Raw genomic sequence first — 25,360 nt, 5'->3', positions numbered from 1 at the left:
GGCGCCTGACCCTATGCCGCCGGCCTCACACCTCGATGACCAGGCCGGGGCGGGCGATCTCGATCGGCCCGGAGTAGGTCTGCTCGGCCTGCTTCGCGGCGAGCTCCCAGGACTCCCACGGCGGTACGTGCGTCAGCACCAGCCGCCCGACGCCGGCGGCCGTCGCGGCCTCCCCGGCCTCGCGTCCGGTCAGGTGCAGGTCGGGCGGGTTGTCGCGTCCGTCGACGAAGGAGGCCTCCGAGAGCAGCACGTCGCTTCCGCGAGCGAGTTCGACCAGCGAGTCGCAGGGGCCGGTGTCGCCGGTGTAGGTCAGCGCGTGCCCGCCCGCCTCCAGCCGGATGGCGTACGCCTCCACCGGGTGCGCGACCCGCGCCGAGGTGACCACGAACGGGCCGACCCGCTGGCTCGGCGCCCATGCGGTGGCGTCGGCCACGTCGCCGGATGCCGGCGCGAGGACGGTGAGGGCGCGGGTGGCGTCGCCGGGTCCGTGGTGGCGCCACACCTCCATCGCATGGAAGTCGGTCCAGTGGTCGGCGTGCAGGTGGCTGAGCAGGACCGCGTCGACCAGCCCCGGGTCGACGTAGCGCTGCAGTGGGCCGAACGCGCCGTGTCCGAGGTCGAGCAAGGCGACGAAGCCGTCGTGCTCGACGAGGTAGCAGGACCCGGCCGAGTCGGGGGAAGGCACCGATCCCGAGCAGCCGACGATGGTCAGTCTCATGGCGTGAACACCCCCGCGTGGTCGACCCAGCCGATCTCCGGCCCGAGGAAGCGGCGAGCGAGCGGACCGAACGAGCCCGGGTCACCCGTCGCGAGGAAGCGGTGCTCGGGCTCCTCCGCGTCCGGCGGGCGCAGCAGGTCCCGGTCGGCGAGCACGCGGTAGACGTCCTTCGCGGTCTCCTCCGCGCTGGACACCAGCGTCACGTCCTCTCCCATGACGTAGGAGATGACGCCGGTCAGCAGCGGGTAGTGCGTGCACCCGAGCACGAGGGTGTCGACCCCTGCGTCGGCCACTGGGTCGAGGTACTCGTGCGCGACGTGGAGAAGCTCGTCGCCGCCGGTGACGCCCGCTTCGACGAAGCCGACGAACCGCGGACAGGCCCTGCTGGTGACGGTGAGGTGGGGAGCGGCGGCGAAGGCGTCCTCATAGGCGCCGCTCGCCACCGTGGCCCGGGTGCCGATGACGCCCACGCGGCCGTTGCGCGTCGCACGCACGGCCCGCCGTACGGCCGGCTGGATGACCTCCACGACGGGCACGGCGTAGCGCTCCCGTGCGTCGCGGAGCACGGCCGCGCTCGCGCTGTTGCACGCGATGACGAGCAGCTTCACGCCGCGGTCGACCAAGTGGTCCATCACGTCGAGGGCGAAGGCGCGGACCTCGGCGATGGGTCTCGGGCCGTACGGCCCCCGGGCGGTGTCACCGACGTAGAGCACCGGCTCGTGCGGCAGCTGGTCGAGCACGGCACGGGCGACGGTGAGCCCGCCGACGCCGGAGTCGAAGATCCCGATCGGGGCGTCGGGGTCGCACGGCACGGTCGACCACCTTAAGCCAGGTGGTCGATCGCGCTCTGTCGGCGAGCCGACGGTTCGTGGTACGTGCGGGAGAGGGGGCTCGAACCCCTATGCCCGAAGGCACGGGCTCCTAAGGCCCGCGCGTCTGCCAGTTCCGCCACTCCCGCGTGACGCGCTCAGGGTACGGGCCGCCAGCCGGCGCGGGCTCAGCCGGCTCGTCGGTGCTAGGACAGGCCTGGACGGCTCTCGGCCAAGAGAATGAGCGGAATCAGGACCTGGAGTCGTTGCGGCGGTCCCGAGACTGCTCACCCTGCGCTTCGGGCAGCGGACGGGGAAGGGTCCGGTCATCGTGCCTCAGACGGCGAGAGACTCCCGCAGCCGAGCGACGTGGCCGGTGGCCTTGACGTTGTACTGGGCCTGCTCGATCAGCCCATCGGGTCCGACCACGAACGTCGAGCGGATGACACCCTGGACCACCTTGCCGTACATCTTCTTCTCGCCGAAGGCGCCGTAGGCGAGGAGGATCTCCTTGTCGGGGTCGGACAAGAGGGGAAAGGTGATGTGGTCGCGCTCGCGGAACTTCGCCAGTTTCTCCGGCTTGTCGGGAGAGATGCCCACCACGTCGATGCCGGCCGCGTGCAGGGAGTCGAGGGAGTCGCGGAAGTCGCAGGCCTGCGTGGTGCACCCCGGCGTCATCGCCGCCGGGTAGAAGTACACGACGAGCCGGCGCCCGGCGAAGTCCGACAGCGACACGGTCTTGCCGTGGTCGTCGGTGAGGGAGAACGGCGGCGCTGGGTCACCTGGCGAGAGCACGGGTCTCCTCCGGTCGGGTCGGGGGCTGGTCGGCTCCAACCTACGACGCGGACCCGCCGCCCGCCCGCCCGGGCGAGGTCGTGACGGCGGCGCCCGCACGGACGCCCGCCCGGTCCCCTAGGCTTCGCCCATGGCGAGCGCGACCAACCCGACCGTGGCGGACCTCGAGACGGCCCGGCAGAACCTGGCGGCGACCATCGACGCCATCACCGAGCGGGTCAACCCGCTGAACGTCACGCGACGAAAGCTGCGCGACGTCCGGCGCATGTTCGTCTCCGACGAGGGCAGCCCCAACGTCCGCAACATCGCCATCGCGGGCACGGTGACCACGATCCTGGTCCTGTACGTCATCCGTCGTCGCGGCGCCTGAGGCACGACCCGTCGTCCGCGGTCGCCGCCGCTGGCGGCCCCGTACCCTGTCCGCGTGCCCGAGTCCCTGCCGATCAAGCTGCTGCACGACCGCGTCCTCGTCGAGGAGGACGCCGTCGCGGGCGAGCGGCGCAGCAGCGGCGGCATCGTGATCCCCGCCACTGCGGCGGTCGGCCGCCGGCTCGCCTGGGCACGGGTGGTGGCGGTGGGCCAGAACGTGCGGACCGTCGCCGTCGACGACCACGTGCTCTTCGAGCCCGAGGACCGTGGCGAGGTCGAGCTCCAGGGCAGGACGTACGTGCTGCTGCGCGAGCGCGACGTCCACGCCGTCGCCGCGACCCGGGTCGGCGACGAGGGGACCGGGCTCTACCTCTAGCGCCTGGCCCGGGCTCGGGTGGCGCACCGCCGACGTACCCTGGGCGGCGTGTCCGTGCAGCCCGCGTTGGCGACGCAGGCCGCCGACCCGGCGCCGCCGCCCGCAGATCCCGCGCCGGGGACGCTGCGGTGGACGACTGCGGCGGTGACCGCCGGCGTCGGGGTGCTCGTCATTGCGCTCCTCGCCGGCGGGGGCCGCCCAGGAGCGAGCGGCGCCGCGCGGCCCGATGACGGGACGGTCACCGGCTGGGGTCTGCCCGTGACCAAGTTCCTCATGGACGGCAGCAGTCTGCTCACCCTCGGCTTCCTCATCGCCGGGGTTCTGCTCGTGCCCTCGCTGGGAGAGGAGCTGTCCGGGACCGGCCTTCGCTGCACCCGCCTGGCGGGGCGCTGGGCGCTTCTGTGGGCGGCCTCGGCGCTTGCCCTCGTGGCCTTCTACGCCTCTGACGTGCTCGGCGAGGGGCTCGGCGCGATCGGCTGGGCGGGTCTCGGTAGCTTCGCACGCAACGTCCCCTTCGGCCAGGCGCTGCTCACCGTCGCGGTCGCCGCCCTCGTGGTCGCAGCCAGCGCCCCTCTTGTGCTCGGCGTCCGCGGGGGGCTTGTGCTGCTCCTCGTCGCGGTCATCGGTGTCGTGCCACCGGCCTTCAACGGCCACTCGGTCCTTGCCGGCAGCCACGACATCGCCGTGTCGAGCCTGGTGGCCCACGTCCTCGCTGTCTCTCTCTGGGTCGGCTCCCTGGCCGCGCTCCTCGTTGTCTCAGCCCGATCGGGCGGCGCGCTCGTGTTCGCCCTCCCCCGCTACAGCCCGCTCGCCCTGTGGTGCTTGGTCGCCGTCGGCGCTTCCGGCATCGCCAGCGCCTGGATACGCGTCGGCTCGTGGCAGGGGCTGGTCGACTCCGCCTATGGCCTGATGGTCCTCGGCAAGGTCGCCGCCCTCGTCGTGCTCGGCACCTTCGCTTGGTGGACGCGTCGGATCCTCATCGCTCGCCTCCACGATCCGGGCGTGGACCAGCGGGCGTTGCGGGCCTCGTTTCACCGGGTCGCCGCCTTCGAGGTGACGCTCATGGCGGCCACGGTCGGTCTCGCGGTGGCGATGTCGCGGACCCCGACCCCGGTGCCGCGCAACGGGGGGGTCCCGGCCACTTATGCGGCCGGCATCCTCGGGTACGACGTACCGCCGCTGACCTTCCACCGGCTGCTCACCCTTTGGCGTCCGGACCTCCTCGTCATCGGCACGCTGGCGACGTTCGCCTTCCTCTACCTCGACGGCGTCCTACGGCTGCGTCGAGGGGGCGTGCGGTGGGGCGTCGGGCGGACGCTGTCGTTCTGCTTCGGGCTGCTGCTCATCCTCGTCGTGCTGTGCAGCGGCGTGGGGACCTACGGGCGGGCCATGTTCAGCGTGCACATGATCCAGCACATGACGCTGACCATGGTCGCTCCGATCTTCCTGGCCCTGGGAGCCCCGATCACCCTGGCCCTGCGGGCACTGCCGGCCGCACGGGCGGGGGAGGCGTGGGGACCCCGGGAGTGGCTGCTGGCCATGCTGCACAGCCACTGGTTCCGCGTGATCTCCCACCCGCTCGTCGCACTGGCCATCTACGTCGTCTCGCTCTATGGGCTGTACTTCTCGCCCCTGTTCGAGATGAGCCAGCGCAGCCACGTCGCCCATCTGGTTCTCCACCTGCACTTCGTTCTCGCGGGCTGCCTGTTCTTCTGGTGCGTCCTCGGGATCGACCCGATGCCGCGCCGGCTGTCGCCCCCGGCGCGCATGCTGCTGCTGTTCGCCTCTCTGCCGCTGCACGCCTTCTTCGGCATCGTCTTGATGAGCACCAAGACCGTCATCGCCGGCGACTGGTACTCCCAGCTGCGGCTGTCGTGGGTCGGCGACCGCCTCGCGGACCAGCAGCTGGGTGGGGGTATCGCGTGGGGGTTCGGCGAGATCCCCTCGATCCTCGTGCTCGGCGTGATCTTCGTGCAGTGGGTCCGATCCGACGAGCGGGAGGCGAGGCACGCCGACCGCCGCATCGACGCGGGCGACAACAGCCGCCTCGAGGCGTACAACGCCTACCTCGCCCAGCTGGCCGAGCACGACAGCAGCACGTCCTAGTCGGCGTCCTCAGTCACGAAGTGGCTGATCGACAGCTCGGTGCGCACCGCGAGGTCGGCGATCTCCTCGGCGCTGGACGCGGACTGCTTGGCGCCGGCGGCGAACTGGCGCGCGCTCGCGTTCACCTCGGCCATCGCCTGGACGACCTGCTCGCTCGCGGAGCGCTGCTGCCCGGTCGCCGCCGAGATCTCGCGCGCGGCCGAGGTCGTGGTGTCGACGAGGGAGGCGATTCGCTCGAGGGAGTCGGCCGCCGCACGGGCCTGCTGGGCGACCGCTCGGACGGCGTACGAGCCCTGCGAGGAGGCGTCGACCGTCTGGCGGGCGCGGGCCGAGATCTCGGTGATGATGCTCTGGATGCGGACGGTCGACTCCTGGGAGCGTTCCGCGAGCCGGCGGATCTCGCTGGCCACCACCGCGAACCCGCGGCCGTGCTCGCCGGCTCGGGCCGCCTCGATGGCGGCGTTGAGCGCGAGCAGGTTGGTCTGGTCGGACAGCTCGTCGATGATCGCGAGGATGCCGCCGATCTCGGCGATCTTCTCGCCGAGCCCCTCGCACGCCTGGGCGATGAACGCCACCTGGCCGTTGACCGACTCGATGGCGGCCACCGACTCCTCCACCGCCTGCCGGCCCTCCATCGTCGTCGCGAGGGTCTGCTCGGCCACGATGGCGACGGCCTCGGAGTTCTCCGCGATCTGCACCGCGGTGGCCGCCAGCTCCTCGATCGTCGCGGTCGTCTCGGTGACGACGGCGGACTGCTGGTTCGCCGAGGTCGCCTGCTGGGTCGAGGTCGCGCGAAGCTCCGTGGCTGCGGCGTTGAGCAGCCGACTGTTCGTCTGCGCCTGCGAGACCAGGTCCCGCAGCGCGCCGAGGGTCTGGTCGAAGGACGCCGCGAGCCCGGTCATCGCCTCGTCGCCCAGCTCGACGTTGAGCCGGGTCGCGAGGTCGCCCGTGGAGGTCCTGGCCAACGCGTCGGTCAGCTCGACCATCCCGCTGGCGAAGCGGTCGCGCTCGGCGCGTACCTGCGCGGCCCGCGCCTCGCTCGCGCGGCGCTGCCGGAGCTGGAGCACGAGGGCCAGCGCGAGCAGCGCGAGACCCAGCAGGATCAGGGACACCACGCCGGGCGAGAGCATCGAGGACACGCCCGCTGCCGGGAGCGGGGTCTCCGTCACCACGCCGAGCCAGCCGACGTCCAGCCCGCCGGCGCTGGCCGCGCTGGCGGGCACCGCCGCGACGATGCGGCCGTCGCGCTCGAACGAGACTGATCCGTGCGCGAGCTTCATCCGTTGCACGGCGTCCCGAGCGACCGCGGGCGAGACGGCGTACTCGTCGCTGCCGGTGGCGAGCACGCTGGCGTCGGTTCGGTCGACGAGCCCGACCGCGTGCCCGGCCGACCCGGGGACCGAGACCATGGCCTCCTGCAGGCGGCTCACGTTCAGCGTGGTCACGACGACACCGTGGGACCCGGCCTGGAGCAGCGGGCCGGCGAGGCTGATCAGGTGCTCCCCGTCCCCGTCGCCGTCGATGTAGGGCTGCGTGACCAGCGTCTGTCCGGTCGACAGCTGCGACGCCTGCACGATCCACGAGCGCTGCGCGTCGTCGACGGTGTGCGGCAGGCGCGTCGGGGGCACGTACGCCCCGTCGTCGAACATCGCGACCGGCGTCATGGTCGAGGCGTCGATGAACTCGAGGGTCTCGAAGGCGGCGGGGAACAGCCGGGCGTAGTCCACGAAGCTCTGGCGGATGTCCGCCATGTCGAGGTAGGCCTCGCCGGTGGCGTCGCTCAGCTTCTCCGCGTCGGTCCCCGGCAGGGCGAGCCAGCGGGCGAAGCTCTGCTCGCGCGACAGGGTACGAAGCAGGTCCGAGTCCTGCTTGATGATCGACGTCGAGCTCGACGACACGTCGTTGCTGAGGGTGAGGGTCTGTTGGGTGGCCTCGTTGCGGTCCTGGGAGCTCGAGCTGTGCAGCAGGTAGGCCCACGAGCAGGAGGCGGCCAGCAGCAGCGCCCCCAGCGACGCTGACGCGATCGCCAGGCGACGTGGCGTCGGCCGAAGGCTGACCATGCGAACCGTGTGCCCTCTCCTCGGACGCGGGGCCAGGGCGGGCGCGGATGGCCCCTGGTGGTGTATCGGCCGTCCGGGGGACGTCTTGAGCGGCCAGCGGGCCTCGGGCGGGCCGGTCCGGGCCGCCGCCGACACGAGGGGCCGGCCGATGAGGCCCTACAGTGAGCCCGACGGGACCGAGGCCTCGAGAGGTGTGGGGGTCGATGACCACGGTGAGCGAGGCCGGGCGGGCGCCGACCCTCGAGGTCGTGGCGGCGCTCGCCGGGGTGTCCCGCGCGACCGCCAGCCGTGTCCTGACGGGGTCGCCGCGGGTCAGCCCGGCCGCCCAGGAGGCGGTCCTTCGCGCGGCGGAGCAGCTGCACTACCTGCCCAACCGAGCGGCGCGCACTCTCGTCACCCGCCGCACCGACTCCGTCGCCTTCATGGTCTCCGAGTCCGGCGAGCGGCTGTTCGGCGACCCGTACTTCGGCATCCTCCTCCGGGGCGCGCACGCCGAGGTGTCCGCGCGCGGCCGTCAGCTCGTGGTGACCTTCGCCGCCGACGACACCGAGCGGTCGCAGGTCGAGCAGTTCGCCGCGGGCCACCACGTGGACGGGCTGATGATCGTGTCGCTGCACGGCGCGGACCCGCTGCCGGCGCGCTTGGAGGGGCTGGGCATCCCCGTGGTGCTCGCGGGACGCCCGTACGACGCCGCGTCCCCGCTGCACTACGTCGACGCCGACAACCTCGGCGGGTCGCGGACGGCCACCGAGCTGCTGCTCGGGACCGGCCGGCGCCGGATCGCGACCATCGCCGGGCCGCGCGATATGACGGCGGCGAAGGACCGGCTCGACGGCTACCGCAAAGCCCTGCGCGGTGCCGGGCTGCCGGTCGACCGCGGGCTGGTCGTCGTCGCCACGGACTTCTCCCGCCCCGCCGGGGCGGCGGCGATGGCCCGGCTGCTCGAGACCGCTCCGGACCTCGACGCGGTGTTCGCCGCCAGCGACGCCCTCGCCCTCGGGGCCATGGGCGTCCTGCGCCGGTCCGGGCGCAAGGTCCCGCGCGACGTCGCGGTCGTGGGCTTCGACGACACTCCCGACGCCGTGCTCGCCGAGCCCCCGCTGACCACGGTGCGACAGCCGATCGTCGAGCTCGGTCGGCGCACCGCGAAGATGCTGCTCGACCGTCTCGACGGGCTCGACGTCGCGCCCTACGACGTCGTGGAGACGACGCTGGTCCGCCGCGAGAGCGCGTAGCGGCGCTCAGCGTGCGGGGTCGGCCCAGACCGGGGGGCGGCGTTCGTTGAAGGCCGCGATCCCCTCCACCCGGTCGGGGGAGAAGGCCGCTGTGCGCCAGGCCGCGTCCTCCAGGTCCAGGCCCGCGGCGAGGGGCACCTCGTAGCCGTCGAGGACGGCCCGCTTGGCCGCACGCACCGCTGTCGGGGACCCGGCGGCGCAGGTGGCGGCGAGGGCGAGCGCCTCCCCGCGGGCCGCGCCGGTGGGCACGAGGCGGTCGGCGACGCCGAGGCGTACGGCCTCCGGCCCCGGCACGTGCCGGCCGGTCAGGACGAGGTCGCGGGCCACCGCCAGCCCGGCGCGGCGGCTGAGCAGCTGCGTCCCGCCACCGCCCGGGACCAGCCCGACGCTCACCTCGGGGAGGCCGAGCACGGCGCTGTCCTCGACCACGACGAGGTCGCAGGAGAGGGCCAGCTCGAGCCCGCCCCCGAGCGCGTAGCCCTGGACGGCGGCGACGACCGGGACCGGCAGCTCCCTCAGCGCCGCGAACCCCGCCCGGAACACCGGGCGCTGGGCGGCCAGCTGCTCGGCGCCGAAGGCGTTCCGCTCCTTCAGGTCCGCTCCCGCGCAGAAGGCTCGCGTCCCCTCCGCGGACAGGACCACGGCGCGCACGCCGGCCTCGCCGGCGAGGGCCGCGCAGGTCGCCGTCAGCTCGAGCATCAGCGCCGTCGACAAGGCGTTGAGGGCGGACGGCCGGTTCAGGACCACCTCGGCGACCGGCCCGTGGGCGCGGCGCAGGACGGGTCCGGGATCCGCGGCGGCGGTCATGTTCGCTCCTCCTGACTCAGCTCAGCAGGTTCACGCCGCGCGCGATCACCAGGACCATGGTCACCAACGCCGAGATGCCCTGCGCGGACATGAGCAGCTTCGCGCGGCCGGACAACGGCATCGTGTCGGTGGGGCTGAACGCGGTCGAGTTGGTCACGGACACGTAGAGGTAGTCGTAGAACGTCGCGACCCACCCTGAGGTCGCCGCGGACCGTCGCGCCACCTCGCGGACCGCGTCCTCGTCCTCGTCCTGGGGGAAGCGGAAGTCCGCCGCCGGGAGGGTCTCGCGCAGGTGCTGGGTCCGGACCACCGGACCGCCGCGGTCGAGCTCCCAGAACACCAGCCCGTACATGACGATGTTGGTGGCCCACACCTGGCCGGCGCCGATGATGAGGTCGTTCCCGTGCCCCGAGCGCGGCGCCGTGACCAGTTCGTGCAGCAGGAGCAGCAGGGCGGCGGTGTTCGTGGCCGCGATGACGAGGACCAGCGTGATCGAGGTCCGGCGCAGCCACTGGTCCTCCCGGTTCATCCGGCCCGGGTTCGCCAACAGCAGCGGCACGAGGAGGGCGAGCTCGAGGGCGGGGACGAGGTAGCGGGGGCCCAGGACGAGCTTGTTCGGCAGCGCCGCGTACAGCCCGATCGCGACGAGGATCGCGACCGCGGCGGGCAGGCGTGACTCACCGGGATGCCCGGTGCGCCCTGGGGCATGAGGCGAGGTCGGGTGGCCGGTGGTGCCCTCCTCCATGCCTTGCCCCCTGAGGCCGCGCGGGTCGTCGGCCTTCAGTGTGGCCCCGACCTGCGCGCGATCAGCGGATCGCCGCGCGCTCCTCGGGCGTCAGGCCGCCCCACACCCCCTCGAGCTCCGGCACCGCGAGGGCGTGCGCTCGGCAGGGCTCGACCACGGGGCACCGGGCGCACACGAGCTTGGCGCGAGCCTCCCTCGCCCGGCGCTCGTGGACGCTCTCACGGGCGTAGGCCCGAGGTCCGGACGCGAGGTCCGGGGGGAAGAACACCTCGCCCGGCCCGGCCGCGCAGGCCGCCCGGTCCTGCCACTCCCACTCCTCCTGCACCGGGCGCAGCGGTGCGGCCGCGATCTGGGGTACTCCGCTCACTCGACCACCCTCCTCGCCTGCTCGGTTCCCCCGCGGGGGGCGGTCCAAACACGAGCGGCGATCTGGTTCGCTGAGGCGCATGCGCGAGCTGGTGCTCCTCCGCCACGGCGAGACCGCGTGGAGCCGGGCGGGCCGCCACACCGGCCGGACCGACGTGCCGCTCACCGAGCGCGGTCGGGAGCAGGCGGCGGCGGCCGGCGCGCTCCTCGCCGGACGTGCCTTCGCACTCGTCCTGAGCAGTCCCCTGCAGCGTGCGCGAGAGACCGCCGGGCTGGCCGGGTACGCCGACCCGCGCCTCGAGCCCGACGCCGTCGAGTGGGACTACGGCGGTTACGAGGGGCTGACCAGCGAGCAGATCCGCGCGCAGGTCGGGCACGACTGGACGATCTTCTCCGACGGCGTCGTGCCCGGGGCCACGCCCGGTGAGTCCCTCGCCCAGGTGGCGGCGCGCGCCGACCGCGTGCTGGCGCGGGCGCTCGAGGCACGCGGGGACGTCCTGCTGTTCTCCCACGGCCACTTCCTGCGCGTCCTCGCTGCCCGGTGGGTGGGCCAGCCGCCCGGCTTCGCCGCCCGGCTGGCCTTGGGCACCGCCGCGTTGTCGCGGCTGGGCTACGAGCACGGCACGCCGGCGGTCCTGGAGTGGAACCGCTCGGCCGGGCTCAGCCCTCCAGGCGCCGACGCAGGCGCCACGCCGCGGGGAGGGTGACCCCCGCCAGGAACGCCTTGACGATCTCGCCCGGGATGAACACCGCGAAGCCCCAGTGAATCGCCCAGGCCCAGGTCGTGTTGAGGTCGAACTTCAGCCACGGGACGCCGATCCCGAAGATGATGACCTCCCCGAGCAGGAACAGCGGCCACGCCTTCAGCGGGGTGCGGTCCCAGCCACGCTCCGCGGCCCAGCCGACGACGCCGGCGGCGACGATGAAGCCGACGATGTAGCCGCCGGTCGCGCCCGCGAGCTGTGACCAGCCGTGGGCGCCGTGGGCGAACACGGGGAGCCCGACGATGCCCGCGAGGGCGTACAGGGTCATGCTCGCGATCCCGCGCAGGGAGCCGAGCGCGGCCCCGGTGAGCAGCACCGCGAAGGTCTGGCCGGTGATCGGGACCACCCAGCCCGAGGGGCGGAAGGAGATCTGCGCGCACAGGGCGGTCAGCGCGGCGAAGCCGACGACGAGGGCGACGGTCCCCGCCGCGGAGGAGGACCACCGGTCGGTCAGGTAGGACGTGCGGCGGGGAAGGGCTACGGCGCTGCTCACGCTGGCTCCTCGGTCGGGGTCGGCGGGCGGGTCAGGCTCCGATCATGCTGCACGCGGCAGCCTCGTGCGGGCCAAGCCGGTCAACAGGCCGCGGGCGGGATCGTTGTGGGGTCCCCACTGCAGCGGCTCTTCGCCGGCTCCGTCCGCCGACCTGCCTGCCCACCTGGGAGGATCGCCCGGTGACCGATCGCGCGCTCGGCCCCGACGCCGGCGACACCCATTCCGGTGACGCGCCCGCGACCGACGAGGTGGACCTCGAGCGCGAGCGGCGGGCGGCCAGCGCCATCTACGGCACGATCGTCGGATCCGCCGTCCTCGCGGTCGCCCCCCGGGAGACCGTGGCGAGGCTGGTCGCCTCCGTCATCGTGACGCTGCTCATCTACTGGGCCGCGGAGCGCTACGCCCGGATCATGGCCCTGCGCATCGTGATCCACCGCGACCTCACCCGCGCCGACGTCGCCGGCGAGCTCGCCCGGGGCTGGGAGCTGGTCTCCGCCTCGTTCGTCTCGCTCGGGGTGCTTGTCGTCGTCTCGCTGGCCGGCGCGGGACTGGACACGGCTGTCTTGACCGCGCTGGTCGCGAGCACCGTGGTGCTGTGCTGGACCGGCTGGCGGGTGGGCGGCGACGCGCACCTGAGGCTGGGCCGACGGCTGCTCTCCGCAGCCGTCGCCGGCGCCTTCGGCATCATCATGATCGTGTTGAAGGCCCACGTGCACCACTAGGCACGCGGGCCTTCACCACTCGAGCGGTCAGCCGTTGAGGATCTTGTTCTTCTGGACCTCGAACTCCGCCTCCGTCAGCACGCCGGCGTCCTTGAGCTCGCCCAGCTGCTTCAGCTGCGCCAGCTTGTCCTCCATCGGCGGCGCCTCGGGCGCGGGCGCGTACTGCTGGGGCGGTGGGGCGTACTCCTGCGGCGGCGGCGCGTACTGCTGCTGCGCCTGCTGCTCCTGCTCCTGCTCGGCCCAGCGGCCGGCCTGGCGGCGGGAGACCCGGTTGGAGACGGCGGTCGCGGTGCCCGCGACGACCGCGGTACGTGCGACGCCTCGGATGAGTCCTGGCATGGGTCGTGCTCCTTCGTGGTGTGGTTCGCTCAGCTGGTGGCTTCGGTCGCCTCGGCGGCGTCGAGGGCGGCGATGAGGGCCTGGACGGGGATCCGGCCGCTCGCGACGAGCTGACCCCCGGCGCGACGTACCGCGGCCGCGAACGGGCCGGCCCAGACGTTCTCGTAGATGAGCACGGCTGCCGAGGAGTTCGGCTCGAGGGCGTTCGCTATCTCTGCGAAGTCGGTCTCGTCGAGCAGGTGCGAGGAGACGCCCTCGAACACCGCCAGGTCCAGCGTGCCGTCACCGTCGAAGTCGGCCAGTTCGAGGGCCGTGACCGTGCCGTCGATGTCCTTGCGGACGAACTCCAGGTCGATGATGCGGACCAGGCCGCGGTCGACCAGGTCGACGAGCAGCGGCAGCGCCTCTCCCGTCATCTTGTTGCCGGGGTACTCGACGACGAGGTAGTCGATCGGCCCCATCTCCTCGATGTCCTCAGCCATGGGCGTGTCCCTTCGCGTCACCTGATCGGCTGGATTCGGCCCGAGTCTGTCACACGCTCGCGGGGCCGCGCGGGGACAGGCGGCCCTCACGTAGGACGAGCACCTCGTCGACGAGGTCGAGGCCCTCGGGCCGGTGGGCGAGCAGCACGACGGAGCGCCCGGCCGAGGCCGACAGCAGGTCGGCCATGACCGCGTCCGCGGTCGGTGCGTCCAGGCCCTCGGTGGGCTCGTCGAGGACGAGGACCGGCTGGTCGGCAAGCAGCGCCCGGGCCAAGGCGATACGTCGCCGTTCCCCGCCGGAGACCTGCCCGCCCCGCTCGCCGAGCCAGGTGTCGAGGCCTTCGGGGAGGGCGTCGTACCACGGGCCGAGCCGGGCGGAACGAAGCGCGGCGACCAGCTGGTCGTCGCTCGCCTCGGGGCGGGCCAGCGCCAGGTTGCCGCGCAGCGTGGTGTCGAACAGGTGCGGGTCGTCGTCGACCAGCCCGATCACCCCGCGGACGTCCTCGGGGGTCAGCTCGGCCACGTCGAGGTCGTTGATGGCGACCGACCCCGACTCGGCCGGCAGGAAGCGCAGCAGCAGCGCGGCGATGGTCGACTTGCCGGACCCCGACGCGCCGGTGATGGCGACCCGGCGGCCGGGCGGGAGGTCGAGGTCGACGCCGTCGAGCACGAGCGGCCCGTCCGGGTTCCAGCGGGCGCGCACGTCGGTGAGGCGCAGCGCGTACGGGCCGTCCGGAAGCGGTCGCGGGGACTCGGGCTCGGGGTAGGCGGCGGGGTCGTCGACGACCGCGAACAGCCGGCGGGCGGCCTGGCGGATGCCGTCGTACATGACGGCCGCCCGAGGCAGGGGGACGAGGGACTCGAACGCGGCCAGCGGCACCAGGACCACGACGGCGAGCGCGAGCCCGGCCAGCTGGCCGCCCGACACGGCGGACACCCCGAGCACCGCGCTGGCCAGCACCGCCCCGCCGGCGGCGAGGGCGGCGAGCCCCGTGCCGAGTCCGGTCGCCCACGCGCTGCGCCGACTCGCCGTGGTGAGCTGCTCGTCGAGGGCGTCCGCCTCGGCGAGCCACCGCTCGGCCGCACCCAGCGCGACCAGGTCAGGGGCGCCGCGCAGCAGGTCCACGACCGTCGCGCTGAGCTCGGCGCGTCTGGGCGCGACGACCGCGCTGGCGTGCCGGGCGGCCCGAGCCGCGGCCCAGGGCGCCGCGACGCCGGCGACGAGGAGGGCGGCGAGCAGCGCCAAGCCCGCCGAGGGCAGCAGCCAGGTCATGAAGACGACGACGCCGGCCGAGACGACGCCGGCCACCGCCGCGGGCTCGAGCACGCCGAGGTGCAGGTCCTCGACGGCGTCCACGTCCGAGGCCACTCCCGAGAGCAGCTCCCCGCGCCGGCGCGTGCCGAGCCGGGCGGGCGGTCGCAGCACCAGGCGCGAGTAGACCCGCGACCGCACGTCGGCCAGCACGCGGAAGGCGGCGTCGTGCGAGACCAGCCGCTCCACGTAGCGCAGCACCGGACGGGTCACCCCGAAGAAGCGGACGGCGACGACGGCCAGGCTGAGCTCGACCATCTGGGGCCGCTGGGAGGCGCGCGCGATGAGCCAGGCCGCCGTGGCGGTCAGGCCGATCCCGGCGAGGAGCGCGCCCGCGCCCGCGAGCGCGCCCAGCCCGAGGCGGGTCCGCGCGGGCCGCCCGGCGGCGGCCAGCCGCGCGACGTCGGCCGCGTCGTGCCTCATCGCACCGGCTCCGCCAGCAGCGGGGCATCGAGCCGGACGACCCGGTCGGCGTCGGCGAGCAGGGACGGCCGGTGCGCCGACACCAGCAGGGTGCGTCCGCGCGCCAGGGTGCGGACCGCCTCGTCGACGAGCGCCTCGCTCTCCGGGTCCAGGTGGCCGGTGGGCTCGTCGAGCAGCACCAGGGGCGCGTCGCGCAGGAACGCCCTTGCCAGCGCCAGCCGCTGGCGCTGGCCGGCCGAGAGGCCGTACCCGCCCTCGCCGATCACGGTGTCGGCCCCCTCGGGCAGACGGGCCACGAACTCCCAGGCCTGCGCGCGCTCGAGCGCGTCGCGGACCGCGTCGTCGCCGGCGTCGGGGTCGGACAGCCGCACGTTCTCGGCGATCGAGGCTCGCGCGAACCAGGGGCTCTGCGGCAGCCAGGACACCTGGGCGCGCCAGTGCCGCGGGTCGACGTCGGTCAGGTCGACGCCCGCACCGTGCGCGGGCACGACCAGGACCCGTCCCGCCGTCGGGGGCACGAAGCCGAGCAGCACCGAGAACAGGGTCGACTTGCCGCAGCCGCTGGGGCCGGCCACCCCGACGAACTCACCCGGTCCTACCGTGAGGTCGAGCGGGCCGAGCGCCGGCCTCGCCCGGTCGTAGGAGACGATCAAGCCCTCGACGCAGATGGTCGCCCCGTCGAGACGTACCTGCTGCGCGGAGGCCGGCACGGGCAGTGGGCGTTCGAGGACGGCGAAGACCTGGTCGGCGACGGCGAGCCCGTCGGCGCTGGCGTGGAACTGGGCGCCGGCCTGGCGCAGCGGCCAGTACGCCTCCGGGGTCAGCATGATCACGACCAGGGCGGTGCGCAGGTCCAGGCGCCCGTCGACCAGGCGCAGCCCGCACGAGACGGCGACGAGGGCCACCGAGATGGTGGCGATGAACTCCAGGACCGCCGAGGACAGGAAGGCCAGGCGCAGCGTGGCCATGGTGGCCACGCGGTTCTCGTCGGTCACCTCCCGGATCGTGCGCACCTGGGCCTTCGCCCGGCGGAAGACGAGGAGGGTGGGCAGTCCGTCGACGACGTCGAGGAAGTGGCCGGCGAGGGTCGCCATCGCCCGCCAGCTCCGCTGAGCGCGTCGCTCGGTCGCCCGCCCGATGAGCGCGGCGAAGACCGGGATCAGCGGCAGGGTGAGGACGACGATGAGCCCCGACCAGAGGTCCTGGCTGAGGATCACCAGCACCATCAGCGGCGGGATGACCGCGGCGCTCGCGAGAGCCGGCAGGTAGCGGGAGAAGTAGCCGTCGAGGGCGTCGGTGCCGCGCGTCGCGAGCGTGGCCAGCTCGCCGGTGCGCCGTCCGGAGAGCCAGTCCGGCCCGAGTCCGACCACGTGGGCGAGCAGGTCGCGACGCAGCTGGGACTTCACGGAGGCGGCCGCCCGGTGCGATGCCACCTCGCCCGCCCACGCGAGGCTCGCGCGCAGGAGCACGACGACAGCGATGACGAGCAACGGCGTGCGTACGGCGCCGAGCGTCGCGCCGTCCTGGAACCCGCGGACCACCACGTCGGCGACCGCGAAGGCCTGCACCACGAGGAGCACGGCCGTCGCGACGGTGATCGCGCTGGCGGCGACGAGGTGGTGCCGGCTGGCCCTCGTGTGGGCGAGCAGCCTCGGGTCGAGGGGCTTCACTGCAATCCGAAGACCTCGCGCAGGCGGTCCTCCTGCTCCTTGCTGAGGTTGGTCGAGATGAGCTCCATCTCCTGGCCCGCGAAGGCCTCGCGCACCCGGTCGACCACCGCGTCGGAGGTCAAGGCGAACAGCGCCGACGTCCCTGGCGTGATCTGGGTCCGGACGAGTGCGATGAAGTCGTCGTCGATGCCCACGTCGGTGAGCGATCCGGCCAGGGCTCCGAGCCCGGCGCCGATGGCCACGCCGAGCAGCGGGACGAAGAAGATCAGGCCGAACAGCAGACCCCAGAACGCCCCACCGAGGGCCGCTGCCCCGGTCAGGCTGTTCAGCTGCTTGGTGGTCGGCTTCGTCGCCCCCAGCGGGAAGCTCACGATCGCGGCGTCGTGGACGGAGATCAGCTGCTGGCGCTGCAGCTGGTCCAGGGTGTACTCGGCGTCCTCCGCCCCGGTCGGCGTCGGGAACCGCCACACGGTCAGCGTCGCCATGCGTTCTCCCGCTGCTTCGGGCGGCGCCGGGCCCGCCGCGTCAGCGACGACGCTACGAGCAGGAGGGGCCGGTTGTCTCATCGGGTCCCCGGTGCAGCTGAGCCCCGCGCGGTGTGCGTGACTTCTCCCATGGAGCGGAGCAGCCCCGACGCGGCACACCTCGATGACGCGGCGGTCAACCGCGAGCTGTGGACGCTGGTCAACGCCCAGCACACCGACGAGCACGCCCGGGTCGCCTGGGCTCGCGAGGAGGTGGTGTGGGGCCTGTTCGCCGTCCCCGAGTGGCAGATCGGCGCCCTGGGCGAGGTGGCCGGGCTCGACGTCGTGGAGCTCGGCTGCGGGACGGCGTACTTCTCCGCCTGGCTGCAGCGGCTGGGTGCCCGGCCGGTCGGCGTGGACGTCACACCGGCGCAGCTGGTGACCGCGGCTCGCTGCCAGCGCGAGCATGGGATGAGTTTCCCGCTGGTGGCGGCCGACGCGGCCGACGTACCGCTTCCGGACGCCAGCTTCGACCTCGTCGTGAGCGAGTACGGCGCCAGCGTGTGGTGCGAGCCGTCGCGCTGGGTCGGTGAGGCAGCGCGCCTCCTGCGGCCGGGTGGCCGCCTCGTGTTCCTGACCAACAGCGTGCTCGCCAGCCTGTGCGTGCCCGAGGAGTCCGGGGTGGCGGGGGAGCGGCTGCTGCGCCCCCAGCGGGACCTGCGCCGGGTGCGCTGGCCCGGCGGCGGCGTGGAGTTCCATCCCTCGCACGGGGACTGGATCGCGGTGCTGCGCTCGCACGGGTTCGTCGTCGAGGCGCTGCACGAGCTGTACGCCGGTACGGACGCTGTCGACCCGGACTACTACGAGATCGCCTCCGCCTCCTGGGCGTCGAGCTGGCCGGTCGAGGACCTCTGGAGCGCCCGCCTGGCCGGGGCCGGGCGCGGGGCGGACCAGCCCACGGGCTAGGTTGGCTGGCCGGAGGAGCGGCATGGAACGGGTCCACACGGGTCGGCCGGACGGCGCTCACCCCTGGTCGGCGACCCGGTGGGCGCTGGTGCTCGGCGTCGCGCTCGCGGTGGCCTACCTGCGCTGGAGCCCGGCCGCCCCCGACCTGGCCGCCCAGGTGGCGCGCTCGTCGGTGGTGCGGGAGTCGGGCGTGGTGTCGTGGTGGACCGGCTGGTTCGGTGGCGTCTCGCTGCCGACGTACAGCGTCCTGGCACCGGCCTCGATGGCGGCCATCGGCGTGCGTGCGAGTGGGGCGCTGGCGGCGGTCGCGGGCGCTGTCGGCGCGTCGGTGCTGCTGCGCGACGCCCCCCGGCCGCGCGCCGGCGCCGTGGCCTTCGCGGTCGCCTTCGCCGCCGACCTGGTCGCCGGCCGGGTCACCTTCGCGATCGGCCTGGCGGTGGCCACCTGGGCCTTGGTCGCGCTGCGTGCGCGCCTCGGGTGGGTCGCCGCCGCCCTCTCGGTTGCGGCCTACCTCGCCAGTCCCCTCGCGGGGCTGTTCCTCGGCCTGGTCCTGCTCGCGGTCGTCGCGGTGGACCGGACCCGCCGCGCCGCGGCCGCAGTCAGCGCGGGCTGCCTGGTGGCCGTCGGCGGCACGATGGCGCTGCTGTTCCCGGGGACCGGCGTCATGCCGTTCACCGTGGTCAACGCGATCCCGCCGGCCGTCTGCTGCGTGGTGGTCGCCTTGGTCTGTCGGGTGCGGCTGGTCCGCGCGGCCGCGCTCGCCGTGCTCATCTCGTTGCCGGTCTTCCTGCTGGTCCCGGGCGCTGTCGGCGGCAACATCGGCCGCCTGGCCTGGGTGGGCGCCGGTCCGGTTCTCGTCGCCTGCTCGCGGCTGTCGTGGCGGCGAACGCTCGCGCTGCTCCTCGTCGTCGTCGCCTGGCCGGTGAGCGACCTCGCCCACCAGCTGTTCGCGTCGAGCAACCCCTCGGCGGCCCAGGCCTTCTACGAGCCGTTGCGGGCCGAGCTCCACGCGGTGCAGGCCGCGGCGGGTATGCCGGCCCGCGGTGAGCGCGTCGAGGTGGTCGACACCGTCAACCACTGGGCCTCGGCGTACCTGTCCGGCTCGGTCTCACTCGCCCGGGGCTGGGACCGTCAGGTCGACGTCGCGGACAACCCGCTCTTCTACACCGACGGCGCCCTGACGCCCGAGAGCTACCGCGGCTGGCTGGGCCAGCTGGCCGTGGGGTGGGTCGCGTTGCCCGACGGGAAGCTGGACTTCGCGTCGGCCGACGAGGGACGCCTCGTCGCGGCCGGGCTGCCGTACCTGCGGCTGGTCTGGTCGGACCGGAACTGGCAGCTGTTCCAGGTGGTGGACGCCACGCCGCTGGCGAACGGGGCGACGGTGACGGCGGTGACCCCGAGCAGCGTCACGCTGGCGACCACGGCCGCGGGCACGGTACGGCTGCGGCTTCGCTGGTCGAGCTACCTCACCGTGGTGCGACCCGGGACACGAGAGCAGCTGCTGGCGTGCGTGAGCGATGACGGCGGTTGGACGCGGATCGACGTACCCCGCGCCGAGTCCTTCAGCGTGGTCAGCCAGTTCAACCCGACCGCCCGGCTGCGCCGCTCCGACCCCGACTGCCCGAGCGACGTCGCCATCGCCACGACGGGATGAGACCCGGGCGTCAGCCCCAGACCTCCCGCGCCGTCTCGACGATCAGCCGCAGCTTCGACCACTGCTCGTCCTCGGTGAGGGCGTTGCCCTCGACGGTGGAGGAGAAGCCGCACTGCGGCGACAGGCACAGCTGGTCGAGCGGGACGTAGCGGCTGGCCTCGTCGATGCGGCGCTTGAGCTCGTCCTTGGTCTCCAGCGCACCGCGCTTGGTGGTGACCAGGCCGAGGACCACCTGCTTGCCAGGCGGGACGAAGCGCAGCGGCTCGAATCCCCCCGACCGAGCGTCGTCGAACTCGAGGAAGAAGCCGTCGACCGCGAGCTGGCTGAAGAGGACCTCGGCGACGAAGTCGTAGCCGCCCTCGGCCGCCCAGGAGGAGCGGAAGTTGCCACGACACATGTGGGTGGTGACTCTCATGCCGGCGGGCCGTCCGGCCAGGGCGGCGTTGATGTTGCGGACGTACTGCTCGTGCTGGTGCTCGGCGTCAGCCCCTTGGGCGGCCAGCATCGCCCGCTGCTCCGGGTCGTTGAGGTAGGCGAGGCTGGTGTCGTCGAGCTGCAGGTAGGTGCAGCCGAGGTCGCCGAGGCGAGCGATCTCCTCGGCATAGGCCCCGGTGAGGTCGGCCCAGAACTGCCCGAGGTCCGGATAGGTCTGCGTGCTGATCGCGGCACGTCCCCCGCGGTAGTGGACCATGTTCGGCGACGGGATCGTCAGCTTCGGGGTCTGGCCGGGGCGGACGGTGTCACGCAGGAACGTGAAGGCATCGCCGAAGATGGTGTCCCGCAGACCGATCCGCTCGTTGACGACGAGCGCCGCCGACTCGAAGTCCAGGTCGCCGTCCTCGTTGTGGAAGTGGACGGTCAGCTTCTGGTCCGACCGGGCGACGCCGCCGAGCTGGTAGATGAAGTCCATGTGCCACGAGGTACGGCGGAACTCCCCGTCGGTCGCGGACGACAGGCCGGCGTCACCCTGCTTGCCGACCACCTCGCGGATGCACTCGTCCTCCACCTCCTGCAGCGCCTCGCGAGGGATGCGTCCGGCGGCGGCGTCCTCGCGGGCCGCCAGCAGCCGTGCCGGCCGGAGCAGGCTGCCGACGTGGTCCGCGCGGAAGGGAGCAAGCTGGTCGGCCATGGTTCCGCCTCCTCGTAGAGCGGGCGGCGGGCGCCGCCTCCCGGCTCGGAGGATAACGACGGACCCGGTGCTACTCGCCGCCCGGCTGCTCGGTGAAGCTGACACCCGGCCGCGGGGTCGTGTCGACGCTCAGGTGGAACACGTCGGGGCGGCTGTAGTGCCCGACCGGGTCGAAGAACTGCCGTGACCGCCGTGCCGCGGTGACGTCCAGCTCGGCGAGGAGGATCTCCTCGCGCTCGACCGCGGGGCCGGCGAGGATCGTCCCGTCGGGGCCGACGATCACCGATCGGCCGCGGCTGAGCCACTCCTCCTCCCCGGAGTAGAGGCTCTCGCGCCCCGGCAGACCCTCCGGCAGGTCGGCGGCGCGCTGCGCGCAGTTGACGCCGATCACGTGCATGCGCCCCTCCTTGGCGATGTGGCGCATGCTGGCCACCCACGAGTCCTGGTCGTCCCAGGTCGGGGCGAGGTGGATGTCGACCCCACGGGCGTACAGCGCCGCTCGGGCGAGCGGCATGTAGTTCTCCCAGCAGATCAAGCCGGAGAGGCGTCCGAAGGGCGTCTCGAGCACCGGCAGCGTGGAGCCGTCACCGGCGCCCCAGACCAGCCGCTCACCACCGGTCGGCACCAGCTTGCGGTGCCGACCGGCCAGGGTGCCCTCGGGGGAGAAGTACAGCAGGGTGTTGTAGACGGTGGACCCGACCGCTTCCCGCTCGTCCACCCCGACGGCGAGCCACACGCCGAGCCGGGCCGCCGTCTCGGCGAGCAGGTCGGTCTCGGCGGAGCCCACGACGACGGCCTGGTCCAGCAGCATCCCGTAGAGCTCGCGCGCCGCGTCGTCCCACGGCAGCGTTCGGGCGACCCAGTCGGGATAGCCCGGGACGAAGGTCTCGGGGAACACGACGAGCTCGGCCCCGTCCGCCGCGGCCTTCTCGGTGAGCGCCACCACCTTCTCGAGGGTCCCAGCGGTGTCGAGCATGACGGGCGCTGCCTGGACGGCCGCCGCGACGACCGTGGTCACGAGGGTGCCCCAGGGCGCGACCCGGCGACCACGAGCAGCTCGCAGGGACCGACGAATCCGTCGGGTCCGTCGAACTCGCCGAGGCGTTCGGTGATCTCGCTCCAGGCGGCCTCCTGGTCCCGCTCGTCGAGGCGCGAGAGCATCTGGTGGAGCGCGCCGAACGACGCCCTCTCGAAGCGGACGCACTCCGCCGAGGAGACCATCCGCAACGGCGCGGAGACGGCCTGGACCGACACGTCGACGAACCCTGCCCGCTCCAGCGCCGCGCTGGCCACTCCGTGGGCGCCAAGGCTGAACGGACCGGGTTGGCCCGGCAGTGGCGGCGGCAGCTCGGCGCGCCGCCGGATGATCGACACGGGGATCGAGAAGAACCCGTTCGCCTCCGGGGTGGAGTAGACGATGCCGGCGAGGCGACCGCCCGGGCGCAGGGCGCGCAGCATCCCGGCGAAGGCGGCCGGCTGGTCGGGGAAGTAGATGAAGCCGACCCGGGAGATCACGGCGTCGAAGCTTCCCGGCTCCACGTCGAGGTTCTCGCCATCGAGGACCCGGGTGCTCACCCAGGTCAGCCCCTGGTCGTGGGCTTCGCGCTCGGCGAAGGCGAGGATCTGCGGGGAGATGTCCGTCGCCAGGACGCGGCCGGTGGGGCCGACCCGCCGCGCGGCGGTCAGCGTCTGCCCGCCGGCTCCCGCGGCGACGTCGAGGACCTTGGCCCCCGGCCCGACCCCGGCCGCGTCGAGCATGAGCTCGGTCGCCTGCCCGAGCCAGCTCTCCAGCGTCGGACCCCACTCGTGCCACGCGGCGGCCGCCTGCTCCCACTGGGCCAGCGTCGTCGCCTTGTAGGCGGCGGCATCGAAAGCCGGTGCCTCGCCAGTCGTTCTCGCCTGAGTCGTCATGTGCCTGCTCCTCGCTACTCGACCTGGATCCAGCTGTAGAGGTCCGCGCGGTCGACCGACTCGTACAGCGCCGGGTGGTCGCTCCTCATGTGACCGCGGATCGTGTCGACGACCTCGTCGTCGCTCTCGCCGCGTGCGACGAAGCCGCACTCGCAGCGAATCACTCGTGCCATCTCGCACCTCCGGTCTGCTGTTGTACCGACCCTCCTTGGCAGAATCTTGGCGTGCCGGAACAGGCGCGCGGGGATGCTCCGTCGATCCGCATCCAGGTGTGCGGACCGCTGGTGGTCGACCGTGCCGGGCGCCGGGTTGACGATCGGCTGCCCGGTCGCCAGGGACGGCTGCTGTGCGGCTACCTCGTGCTGAACCGGCACCGGTACGTGCCTCGAGGCGAGCTCATCGACGCCATCTGGCCGGCGCGCCCTCCCGGCAACGTCGACAGCGGGCTGTCCGCCCTGCTGTCGAAGATCCGGCAGGTGTTGGGCACCTCCTCCGTCGACGGGCGCGCGACGCTGCGGCTGAGGCTCGTGGACCCCTGGGTCGACCTGGAGGTCGCGCGTGAGGCGGTCCACCGCGCGGAGTCCTCGGTCGCGGCCGGCGACTGGGTGCGGGCCTGGGCGCCCTCGCAGGTGGCGCTCTTCGCCGCCGAGCGCGGGCTGCTGGCGGGCGAGGAGGGGGAGGAGACCTTCGACTGGCTCGTCGACGAGAGACGCCGGCTCGCCGAGACGCGCCTGCGCGCTCTGGAGGCGTACGGGTCGAGCTGCCTCGGTATCGGCGGCTCGGAGCTGGCCGCGGCCTGCCGGGCCGGCCGCTCTCTCGTCGAGGTCGAGCCGTTCCGCGAGAGCGGCTACCGGCTTCTCATGCGTGCCCTCGCGGCGCAGGGCAACCTGGCGGAGGCTCTGCTGGTCTACGACCGGCTGCGTCGGACGCTTCGCGAGGAGCTCGGGGTCTCGCCCAGCCCGGTCACGCAGACCCTGTTCGCCGAGCTCAACTCCTGAGGCGAGTCGCGGCCGCGTTCGCCGGCCGTGGTCAGACGTCGAAGCCCAGGTGGATGTGGTCCTGGTGGGTCTGGTCGCTGAAGTACTGCGGGCCAGCGAGCAGCACTGGCCCGCCGACGTTGTACGCGCCGTGCGCGACCGCCAGGCGCATCCCGGCGACGGCCAGCGGATGGTTGACCGGCTCCACGAGGGGGCGGCCGTCGAGGGCCCACACGTCGACGGCCCGTCCTCTCGGGTGGTCGCTGCGGCGGCGCGTCCCGAAGACGTAGTACGGATGGCCCGACCGCACGATGCTGACGTCGACGACGTAGCGGTCCGCGAGGGCGAGGAGCGTGTCCAGCACCGAGGCGTGGATGGTCCCGCTCATCACGTCGGCGTGCGCCGCGTGCGGCAGGTGGATTCGGCTGCTGCTGAGCACTGCGCGGGCGTTGGATGCCGGCGTCCTCGTGGCCGGCGCCGGGTGGGCCGGGAAGACGTCGACGACGCGCCAGCGTGGCGAGGCCTCGACCAGCCGGATGTCGAGGGTGGTCCCGCCGGCGTGCACGGTGCCGTCGGCGTGGCGGCGCCACTGATCGACGACGACGAGCACGCTGGAGGAGGTCGCGAGGATTCCGCCGTACTGGGCGTCCACGACCTGGCAGGCGGCCGCAGGCTCGCTGCCGACCAGCGGGGCGCAGGCGTCGGCCAACGACGGGTCCATCCCGAGGGCGGCGACCCGGCGTCGAGCCGCGGCCATCCCGCCTTGGCCCTCGGGCCACGCGGCGACCGCCTGGACGAGTGCGGTCGCGCGGTGCTTGACCGCTGGGTGCACCTCCCCGATCCGTGCCGTCCACGGCGTCGTGCGGGGCAGCGCGGCGGTCGACGCGGGCGCGGCGGCGGTGCTCGAGGTGGTGGCACGGGCCGGTGCGGACGCGGCGCCGGGTGACGGCCCGGGTCCGGATGCGCGCGCGGACGACGCGGCCCTCGTGGACCCGGCGCTGGTGGTGCACGCGGCGGCCGTGAGGCCGGCGGCGCCCGCGGCGAGCAGACCGAGGAAGCGCCGCCGGTCGACGTCGCGGCCGGCGTCCGCGGAGCTCGGCCTGCCCATGGCGAGGAGAGTAGGAGGGCGACCTGTGAGTGACGTGTGAACGCCCGAGCGGTGCTTGGGTAGATTCGCCCACGAGGAGAGGGGCGCCGCATGGACGAGGAGCACCCGGTCCGGCGTGACCTCGACGTGGTGGTCTTCGGGGCGACCGGCTTCGTGGGGCGTCTCGTCGCCGACTACCTCGCCGAGCACGCGCCGGAGGGCGTACGGATCGGGCTCGCGGGCCGTTCCAAGCAGAAGTTGGAGGCGCTGCGCGGTGGGCTGGCGCCGCGCGCCCGTGACTGGCCCCTGCTCGTCGCGGACTCCGGTGACCGGGACTCCGTCGAGGCGATGGTCTGGTCCGCGCAGGTGGTCGCGACGACGGTCGGGCCGTACGCCCGCTACGGCCTTCCGGTGGTGGAGGCGTGCGCGGCCGCGGGGACCGACTACGCCGACCTCACCGGCGAGGTGCTGTTCGTGCGCGAGTCCCTGGCACGCTGCGGTGCGCCGGCCGCGTCGCACGGCGCGCGGATCGTCCACTCGTGCGGGTTCGACTCCATCCCGTCCGACCTCGGCTGCCTCCT

The 25,360-nt window shown here is 73.5% G+C and carries 28 protein-coding genes and 1 tRNA gene; 10 read left to right on the top strand and 19 right to left on the bottom strand.

Annotated features, from left to right (window positions below):
• Positions 1 to 25: 25 nt before the first annotated feature.
• The 4 genes from VMI11_05335 to bcp all read right to left on the bottom strand — a co-directional run bounded on the left by VMI11_05335 (position 26) and on the right by bcp (position 2,322).
• Positions 26 to 718 carry an MBL fold metallo-hydrolase gene (locus tag VMI11_05335; protein ID HTY71831.1) on the bottom strand — a complete coding sequence of 231 codons (693 nt, stop codon included), beginning with the start codon at positions 716 to 718 and terminating at the stop codon, positions 26 to 28.
• Positions 715 to 1,530, bottom strand: a complete 816-nt coding sequence (murI, locus tag VMI11_05330; GenBank protein HTY71830.1) for a glutamate racemase — start codon at positions 1,528 to 1,530, stop codon at positions 715 to 717. Before murI ends, VMI11_05335 begins: the two co-directional genes overlap by 4 nt.
• Before the next feature lie 64 nt (positions 1,531 to 1,594).
• Positions 1,595 to 1,676: transfer RNA gene (locus tag VMI11_05325), tRNA-Leu, on the bottom strand.
• A 187-nt stretch (positions 1,677 to 1,863) separates the two neighbouring features.
• Complete coding sequence (gene bcp / locus VMI11_05320) at positions 1,864 to 2,322, bottom strand: thioredoxin-dependent thiol peroxidase (GenBank protein ID HTY71829.1); 459 nt, start codon at positions 2,320 to 2,322, stop codon at positions 1,864 to 1,866.
• Between the two features lie 130 nt (positions 2,323 to 2,452).
• Between bcp and VMI11_05315 the strand changes: the two genes are divergently transcribed.
• Genes VMI11_05315 through VMI11_05305 form a run of 3 tightly spaced genes read left to right on the top strand, consistent with a single transcriptional unit; the run spans position 2,453 to position 5,173 of the window.
• Complete coding sequence (locus tag VMI11_05315) at positions 2,453 to 2,692, top strand: DUF3618 domain-containing protein (GenBank protein HTY71828.1); 240 nt, start codon at positions 2,453 to 2,455, stop codon at positions 2,690 to 2,692.
• Positions 2,693 to 2,746: 54 nt separating this feature from the next.
• Complete coding sequence (locus VMI11_05310; GenBank protein ID HTY71827.1) at positions 2,747 to 3,067, top strand: co-chaperone GroES; 321 nt, start codon at positions 2,747 to 2,749, stop codon at positions 3,065 to 3,067.
• Between the two features lie 48 nt (positions 3,068 to 3,115).
• Positions 3,116 to 5,173: a bifunctional copper resistance protein CopD/cytochrome c oxidase assembly protein gene (locus tag VMI11_05305; protein ID HTY71826.1), complete on the top strand. Its 2,058-nt coding sequence runs from the start codon at positions 3,116 to 3,118 to the stop codon at positions 5,171 to 5,173.
• On the opposite strand, the gene VMI11_05300 is transcribed toward VMI11_05305, so the two are convergent.
• Entirely contained in the window at positions 5,170 to 7,233 is a 2,064-nt protein-coding gene (locus VMI11_05300) for a methyl-accepting chemotaxis protein (GenBank protein ID HTY71825.1), read from the bottom strand. The genes VMI11_05305 and VMI11_05300 overlap by 4 nt on opposite strands.
• 203 nt (positions 7,234 to 7,436) lie before the next feature.
• Between VMI11_05300 and VMI11_05295 the strand changes: the two genes are divergently transcribed.
• Positions 7,437 to 8,468 (top strand): LacI family DNA-binding transcriptional regulator, encoded by a 1,032-nt coding sequence (locus VMI11_05295; GenBank protein HTY71824.1) that lies wholly within the window; start codon positions 7,437 to 7,439, stop codon positions 8,466 to 8,468.
• Positions 8,469 to 8,474: 6 nt separating this feature from the next.
• On the opposite strand, the gene VMI11_05290 is transcribed toward VMI11_05295, so the two are convergent.
• The 3 genes from VMI11_05290 to VMI11_05280 all read right to left on the bottom strand — a co-directional run bounded on the left by VMI11_05290 (position 8,475) and on the right by VMI11_05280 (position 10,387).
• Positions 8,475 to 9,275 (bottom strand): enoyl-CoA hydratase-related protein, encoded by an 801-nt coding sequence (locus VMI11_05290; protein ID HTY71823.1) that lies wholly within the window; start codon positions 9,273 to 9,275, stop codon positions 8,475 to 8,477.
• A 16-nt stretch (positions 9,276 to 9,291) separates the two neighbouring features.
• The gene (locus VMI11_05285) at positions 9,292 to 10,020 is read right to left on the bottom strand and encodes a hypothetical protein (protein ID HTY71822.1); all 729 of its coding nucleotides are present in this window, start codon (positions 10,018 to 10,020) and stop codon (positions 9,292 to 9,294) included.
• A gap of 61 nt (positions 10,021 to 10,081) precedes the next feature.
• Positions 10,082 to 10,387: a WhiB family transcriptional regulator gene (locus VMI11_05280; GenBank protein HTY71821.1), complete on the bottom strand. Its 306-nt coding sequence runs from the start codon at positions 10,385 to 10,387 to the stop codon at positions 10,082 to 10,084.
• 79 nt (positions 10,388 to 10,466) lie between these two features.
• Here VMI11_05280 and VMI11_05275 point away from each other — a divergent pair, with 79 nt between their 5' ends.
• Positions 10,467 to 11,093 (top strand): histidine phosphatase family protein, encoded by a 627-nt coding sequence (locus VMI11_05275; protein ID HTY71820.1) that lies wholly within the window; start codon positions 10,467 to 10,469, stop codon positions 11,091 to 11,093.
• Here VMI11_05275 and VMI11_05270 read toward each other — a convergent pair.
• Positions 11,047 to 11,643, bottom strand: coding sequence for a biotin transporter BioY (locus VMI11_05270; GenBank protein HTY71819.1), 597 nt, complete (start codon positions 11,641 to 11,643; stop codon positions 11,047 to 11,049). The two genes, VMI11_05275 and VMI11_05270, sit on opposite strands and share 47 nt — an antisense overlap.
• Before the next feature lie 179 nt (positions 11,644 to 11,822).
• Here VMI11_05270 and VMI11_05265 point away from each other — a divergent pair, with 179 nt between their 5' ends.
• Positions 11,823 to 12,365 carry a hypothetical protein gene (locus VMI11_05265; protein HTY71818.1) on the top strand — a complete coding sequence of 181 codons (543 nt, stop codon included), beginning with the start codon at positions 11,823 to 11,825 and terminating at the stop codon, positions 12,363 to 12,365.
• Between the two features lie 27 nt (positions 12,366 to 12,392).
• Here the strand turns inward: VMI11_05265 and VMI11_05260 are convergent, their stop codons facing one another.
• The 5 genes from VMI11_05260 to VMI11_05240 are packed head-to-tail and all read right to left on the bottom strand — an operon-like array spanning position 12,393 to position 17,076.
• Entirely contained in the window at positions 12,393 to 12,704 is a 312-nt protein-coding gene (locus VMI11_05260; GenBank protein ID HTY71817.1) for an SHOCT domain-containing protein, read from the bottom strand.
• Between the two features lie 29 nt (positions 12,705 to 12,733).
• Positions 12,734 to 13,186 (bottom strand): DUF6325 family protein, encoded by a 453-nt coding sequence (locus VMI11_05255; protein HTY71816.1) that lies wholly within the window; start codon positions 13,184 to 13,186, stop codon positions 12,734 to 12,736.
• A 49-nt stretch (positions 13,187 to 13,235) separates the two neighbouring features.
• Positions 13,236 to 14,921 carry a thiol reductant ABC exporter subunit CydC gene (gene cydC / locus VMI11_05250; GenBank protein ID HTY71815.1) on the bottom strand — a complete coding sequence of 562 codons (1,686 nt, stop codon included), beginning with the start codon at positions 14,919 to 14,921 and terminating at the stop codon, positions 13,236 to 13,238.
• Positions 14,918 to 16,591, bottom strand: coding sequence for a thiol reductant ABC exporter subunit CydD (gene cydD / locus VMI11_05245; GenBank protein ID HTY71814.1), 1,674 nt, complete (start codon positions 16,589 to 16,591; stop codon positions 14,918 to 14,920). The genes cydC and cydD overlap by 4 nt, the downstream gene beginning before the upstream one ends.
• Positions 16,588 to 17,076, bottom strand: coding sequence for a DUF1269 domain-containing protein (locus tag VMI11_05240; protein HTY71813.1), 489 nt, complete (start codon positions 17,074 to 17,076; stop codon positions 16,588 to 16,590). Before VMI11_05240 ends, cydD begins: the two co-directional genes overlap by 4 nt.
• Before the next feature lie 129 nt (positions 17,077 to 17,205).
• On the opposite strand from VMI11_05240, the gene VMI11_05235 reads away from it, so the two are divergent.
• Both VMI11_05235 and VMI11_05230 read left to right on the top strand, forming a co-directional pair.
• Complete coding sequence (locus tag VMI11_05235; protein ID HTY71812.1) at positions 17,206 to 18,021, top strand: class I SAM-dependent methyltransferase; 816 nt, start codon at positions 17,206 to 17,208, stop codon at positions 18,019 to 18,021.
• A gap of 22 nt (positions 18,022 to 18,043) precedes the next feature.
• A complete protein-coding gene (locus VMI11_05230; GenBank protein HTY71811.1) occupies positions 18,044 to 19,675 on the top strand; it encodes a hypothetical protein in 1,632 nt (543 codons plus the stop codon).
• Between the two features lie 10 nt (positions 19,676 to 19,685).
• Here VMI11_05230 and VMI11_05225 read toward each other — a convergent pair whose 3' ends face one another.
• The 4 genes from VMI11_05225 to VMI11_05210 form a co-directional block, all read right to left on the bottom strand.
• Positions 19,686 to 20,804 (bottom strand): 5-methyltetrahydropteroyltriglutamate--homocysteine S-methyltransferase, encoded by a 1,119-nt coding sequence (locus tag VMI11_05225; GenBank protein ID HTY71810.1) that lies wholly within the window; start codon positions 20,802 to 20,804, stop codon positions 19,686 to 19,688.
• A gap of 70 nt (positions 20,805 to 20,874) precedes the next feature.
• Positions 20,875 to 21,822, bottom strand: a complete 948-nt coding sequence (locus tag VMI11_05220; protein ID HTY71809.1) for a carbon-nitrogen hydrolase family protein — start codon at positions 21,820 to 21,822, stop codon at positions 20,875 to 20,877.
• Complete coding sequence (locus VMI11_05215; protein HTY71808.1) at positions 21,819 to 22,715, bottom strand: class I SAM-dependent methyltransferase; 897 nt, start codon at positions 22,713 to 22,715, stop codon at positions 21,819 to 21,821. The genes VMI11_05220 and VMI11_05215 overlap by 4 nt, the downstream gene beginning before the upstream one ends.
• Before the next feature lie 14 nt (positions 22,716 to 22,729).
• A complete protein-coding gene (locus tag VMI11_05210) occupies positions 22,730 to 22,888 on the bottom strand; it encodes a DUF1059 domain-containing protein (protein HTY71807.1) in 159 nt (52 codons plus the stop codon).
• A 51-nt stretch (positions 22,889 to 22,939) separates the two neighbouring features.
• Here VMI11_05210 and VMI11_05205 point away from each other — a divergent pair, with 51 nt between their 5' ends.
• Complete coding sequence (locus tag VMI11_05205) at positions 22,940 to 23,713, top strand: BTAD domain-containing putative transcriptional regulator (protein HTY71806.1); 774 nt, start codon at positions 22,940 to 22,942, stop codon at positions 23,711 to 23,713.
• A 31-nt stretch (positions 23,714 to 23,744) separates the two neighbouring features.
• Here VMI11_05205 and VMI11_05200 read toward each other — a convergent pair whose 3' ends face one another.
• The gene (locus VMI11_05200; protein ID HTY71805.1) at positions 23,745 to 24,800 is read right to left on the bottom strand and encodes a hypothetical protein; all 1,056 of its coding nucleotides are present in this window, start codon (positions 24,798 to 24,800) and stop codon (positions 23,745 to 23,747) included.
• 90 nt (positions 24,801 to 24,890) lie between these two features.
• Here VMI11_05200 and VMI11_05195 point away from each other — a divergent pair.
• On the top strand, positions 24,891 to 25,360 hold a 470-nt coding region (locus VMI11_05195; protein HTY71804.1), incomplete at its 3' end, for a saccharopine dehydrogenase NADP-binding domain-containing protein.

It is taken from the genome of Actinomycetes bacterium, assembly GCA_035506535.1.
Classification (GTDB): Bacteria; Actinomycetota; Actinomycetes; order DATJPE01; family DATJPE01; genus DATJPE01.
This window is presented reverse-complemented; position numbering and strand designations above follow the sequence as displayed.

Coding starts and splice junctions, on each gene's coding strand:
- VMI11_05335 (HTY71831.1), bottom strand. CDS start 718: ATGAGACTGACCATCGTCGGCTGCTCGGGATCGGTGCCTTCCCCCGAC.
- VMI11_05315 (HTY71828.1), top strand. CDS start 2,453: ATGGCGAGCGCGACCAACCCGACCGTGGCGGACCTCGAGACGGCCCGG.
- VMI11_05300 (HTY71825.1), bottom strand. CDS start 7,233: ATGGTCAGCCTTCGGCCGACGCCACGTCGCCTGGCGATCGCGTCAGCG.
- VMI11_05295 (HTY71824.1), top strand. CDS start 7,437: ATGACCACGGTGAGCGAGGCCGGGCGGGCGCCGACCCTCGAGGTCGTG.
- VMI11_05290 (HTY71823.1), bottom strand. CDS start 9,275: ATGACCGCCGCCGCGGATCCCGGACCCGTCCTGCGCCGCGCCCACGGG.
- VMI11_05285 (HTY71822.1), bottom strand. CDS start 10,020: ATGGAGGAGGGCACCACCGGCCACCCGACCTCGCCTCATGCCCCAGGG.
- VMI11_05275 (HTY71820.1), top strand. CDS start 10,467: ATGCGCGAGCTGGTGCTCCTCCGCCACGGCGAGACCGCGTGGAGCCGG.
- VMI11_05260 (HTY71817.1), bottom strand. CDS start 12,704: ATGCCAGGACTCATCCGAGGCGTCGCACGTACCGCGGTCGTCGCGGGC.
- VMI11_05255 (HTY71816.1), bottom strand. CDS start 13,186: ATGGCTGAGGACATCGAGGAGATGGGGCCGATCGACTACCTCGTCGTC.
- cydC (HTY71815.1), bottom strand. CDS start 14,921: ATGAGGCACGACGCGGCCGACGTCGCGCGGCTGGCCGCCGCCGGGCGG.
- VMI11_05240 (HTY71813.1), bottom strand. CDS start 17,076: ATGGCGACGCTGACCGTGTGGCGGTTCCCGACGCCGACCGGGGCGGAG.
- VMI11_05235 (HTY71812.1), top strand. CDS start 17,206: ATGGAGCGGAGCAGCCCCGACGCGGCACACCTCGATGACGCGGCGGTC.
- VMI11_05230 (HTY71811.1), top strand. CDS start 18,044: ATGGAACGGGTCCACACGGGTCGGCCGGACGGCGCTCACCCCTGGTCG.
- VMI11_05225 (HTY71810.1), bottom strand. CDS start 20,804: ATGGCCGACCAGCTTGCTCCCTTCCGCGCGGACCACGTCGGCAGCCTG.
- VMI11_05215 (HTY71808.1), bottom strand. CDS start 22,715: ATGACGACTCAGGCGAGAACGACTGGCGAGGCACCGGCTTTCGATGCC.
- VMI11_05210 (HTY71807.1), bottom strand. CDS start 22,888: ATGGCACGAGTGATTCGCTGCGAGTGCGGCTTCGTCGCACGCGGCGAG.
- VMI11_05200 (HTY71805.1), bottom strand. CDS start 24,800: ATGGGCAGGCCGAGCTCCGCGGACGCCGGCCGCGACGTCGACCGGCGG.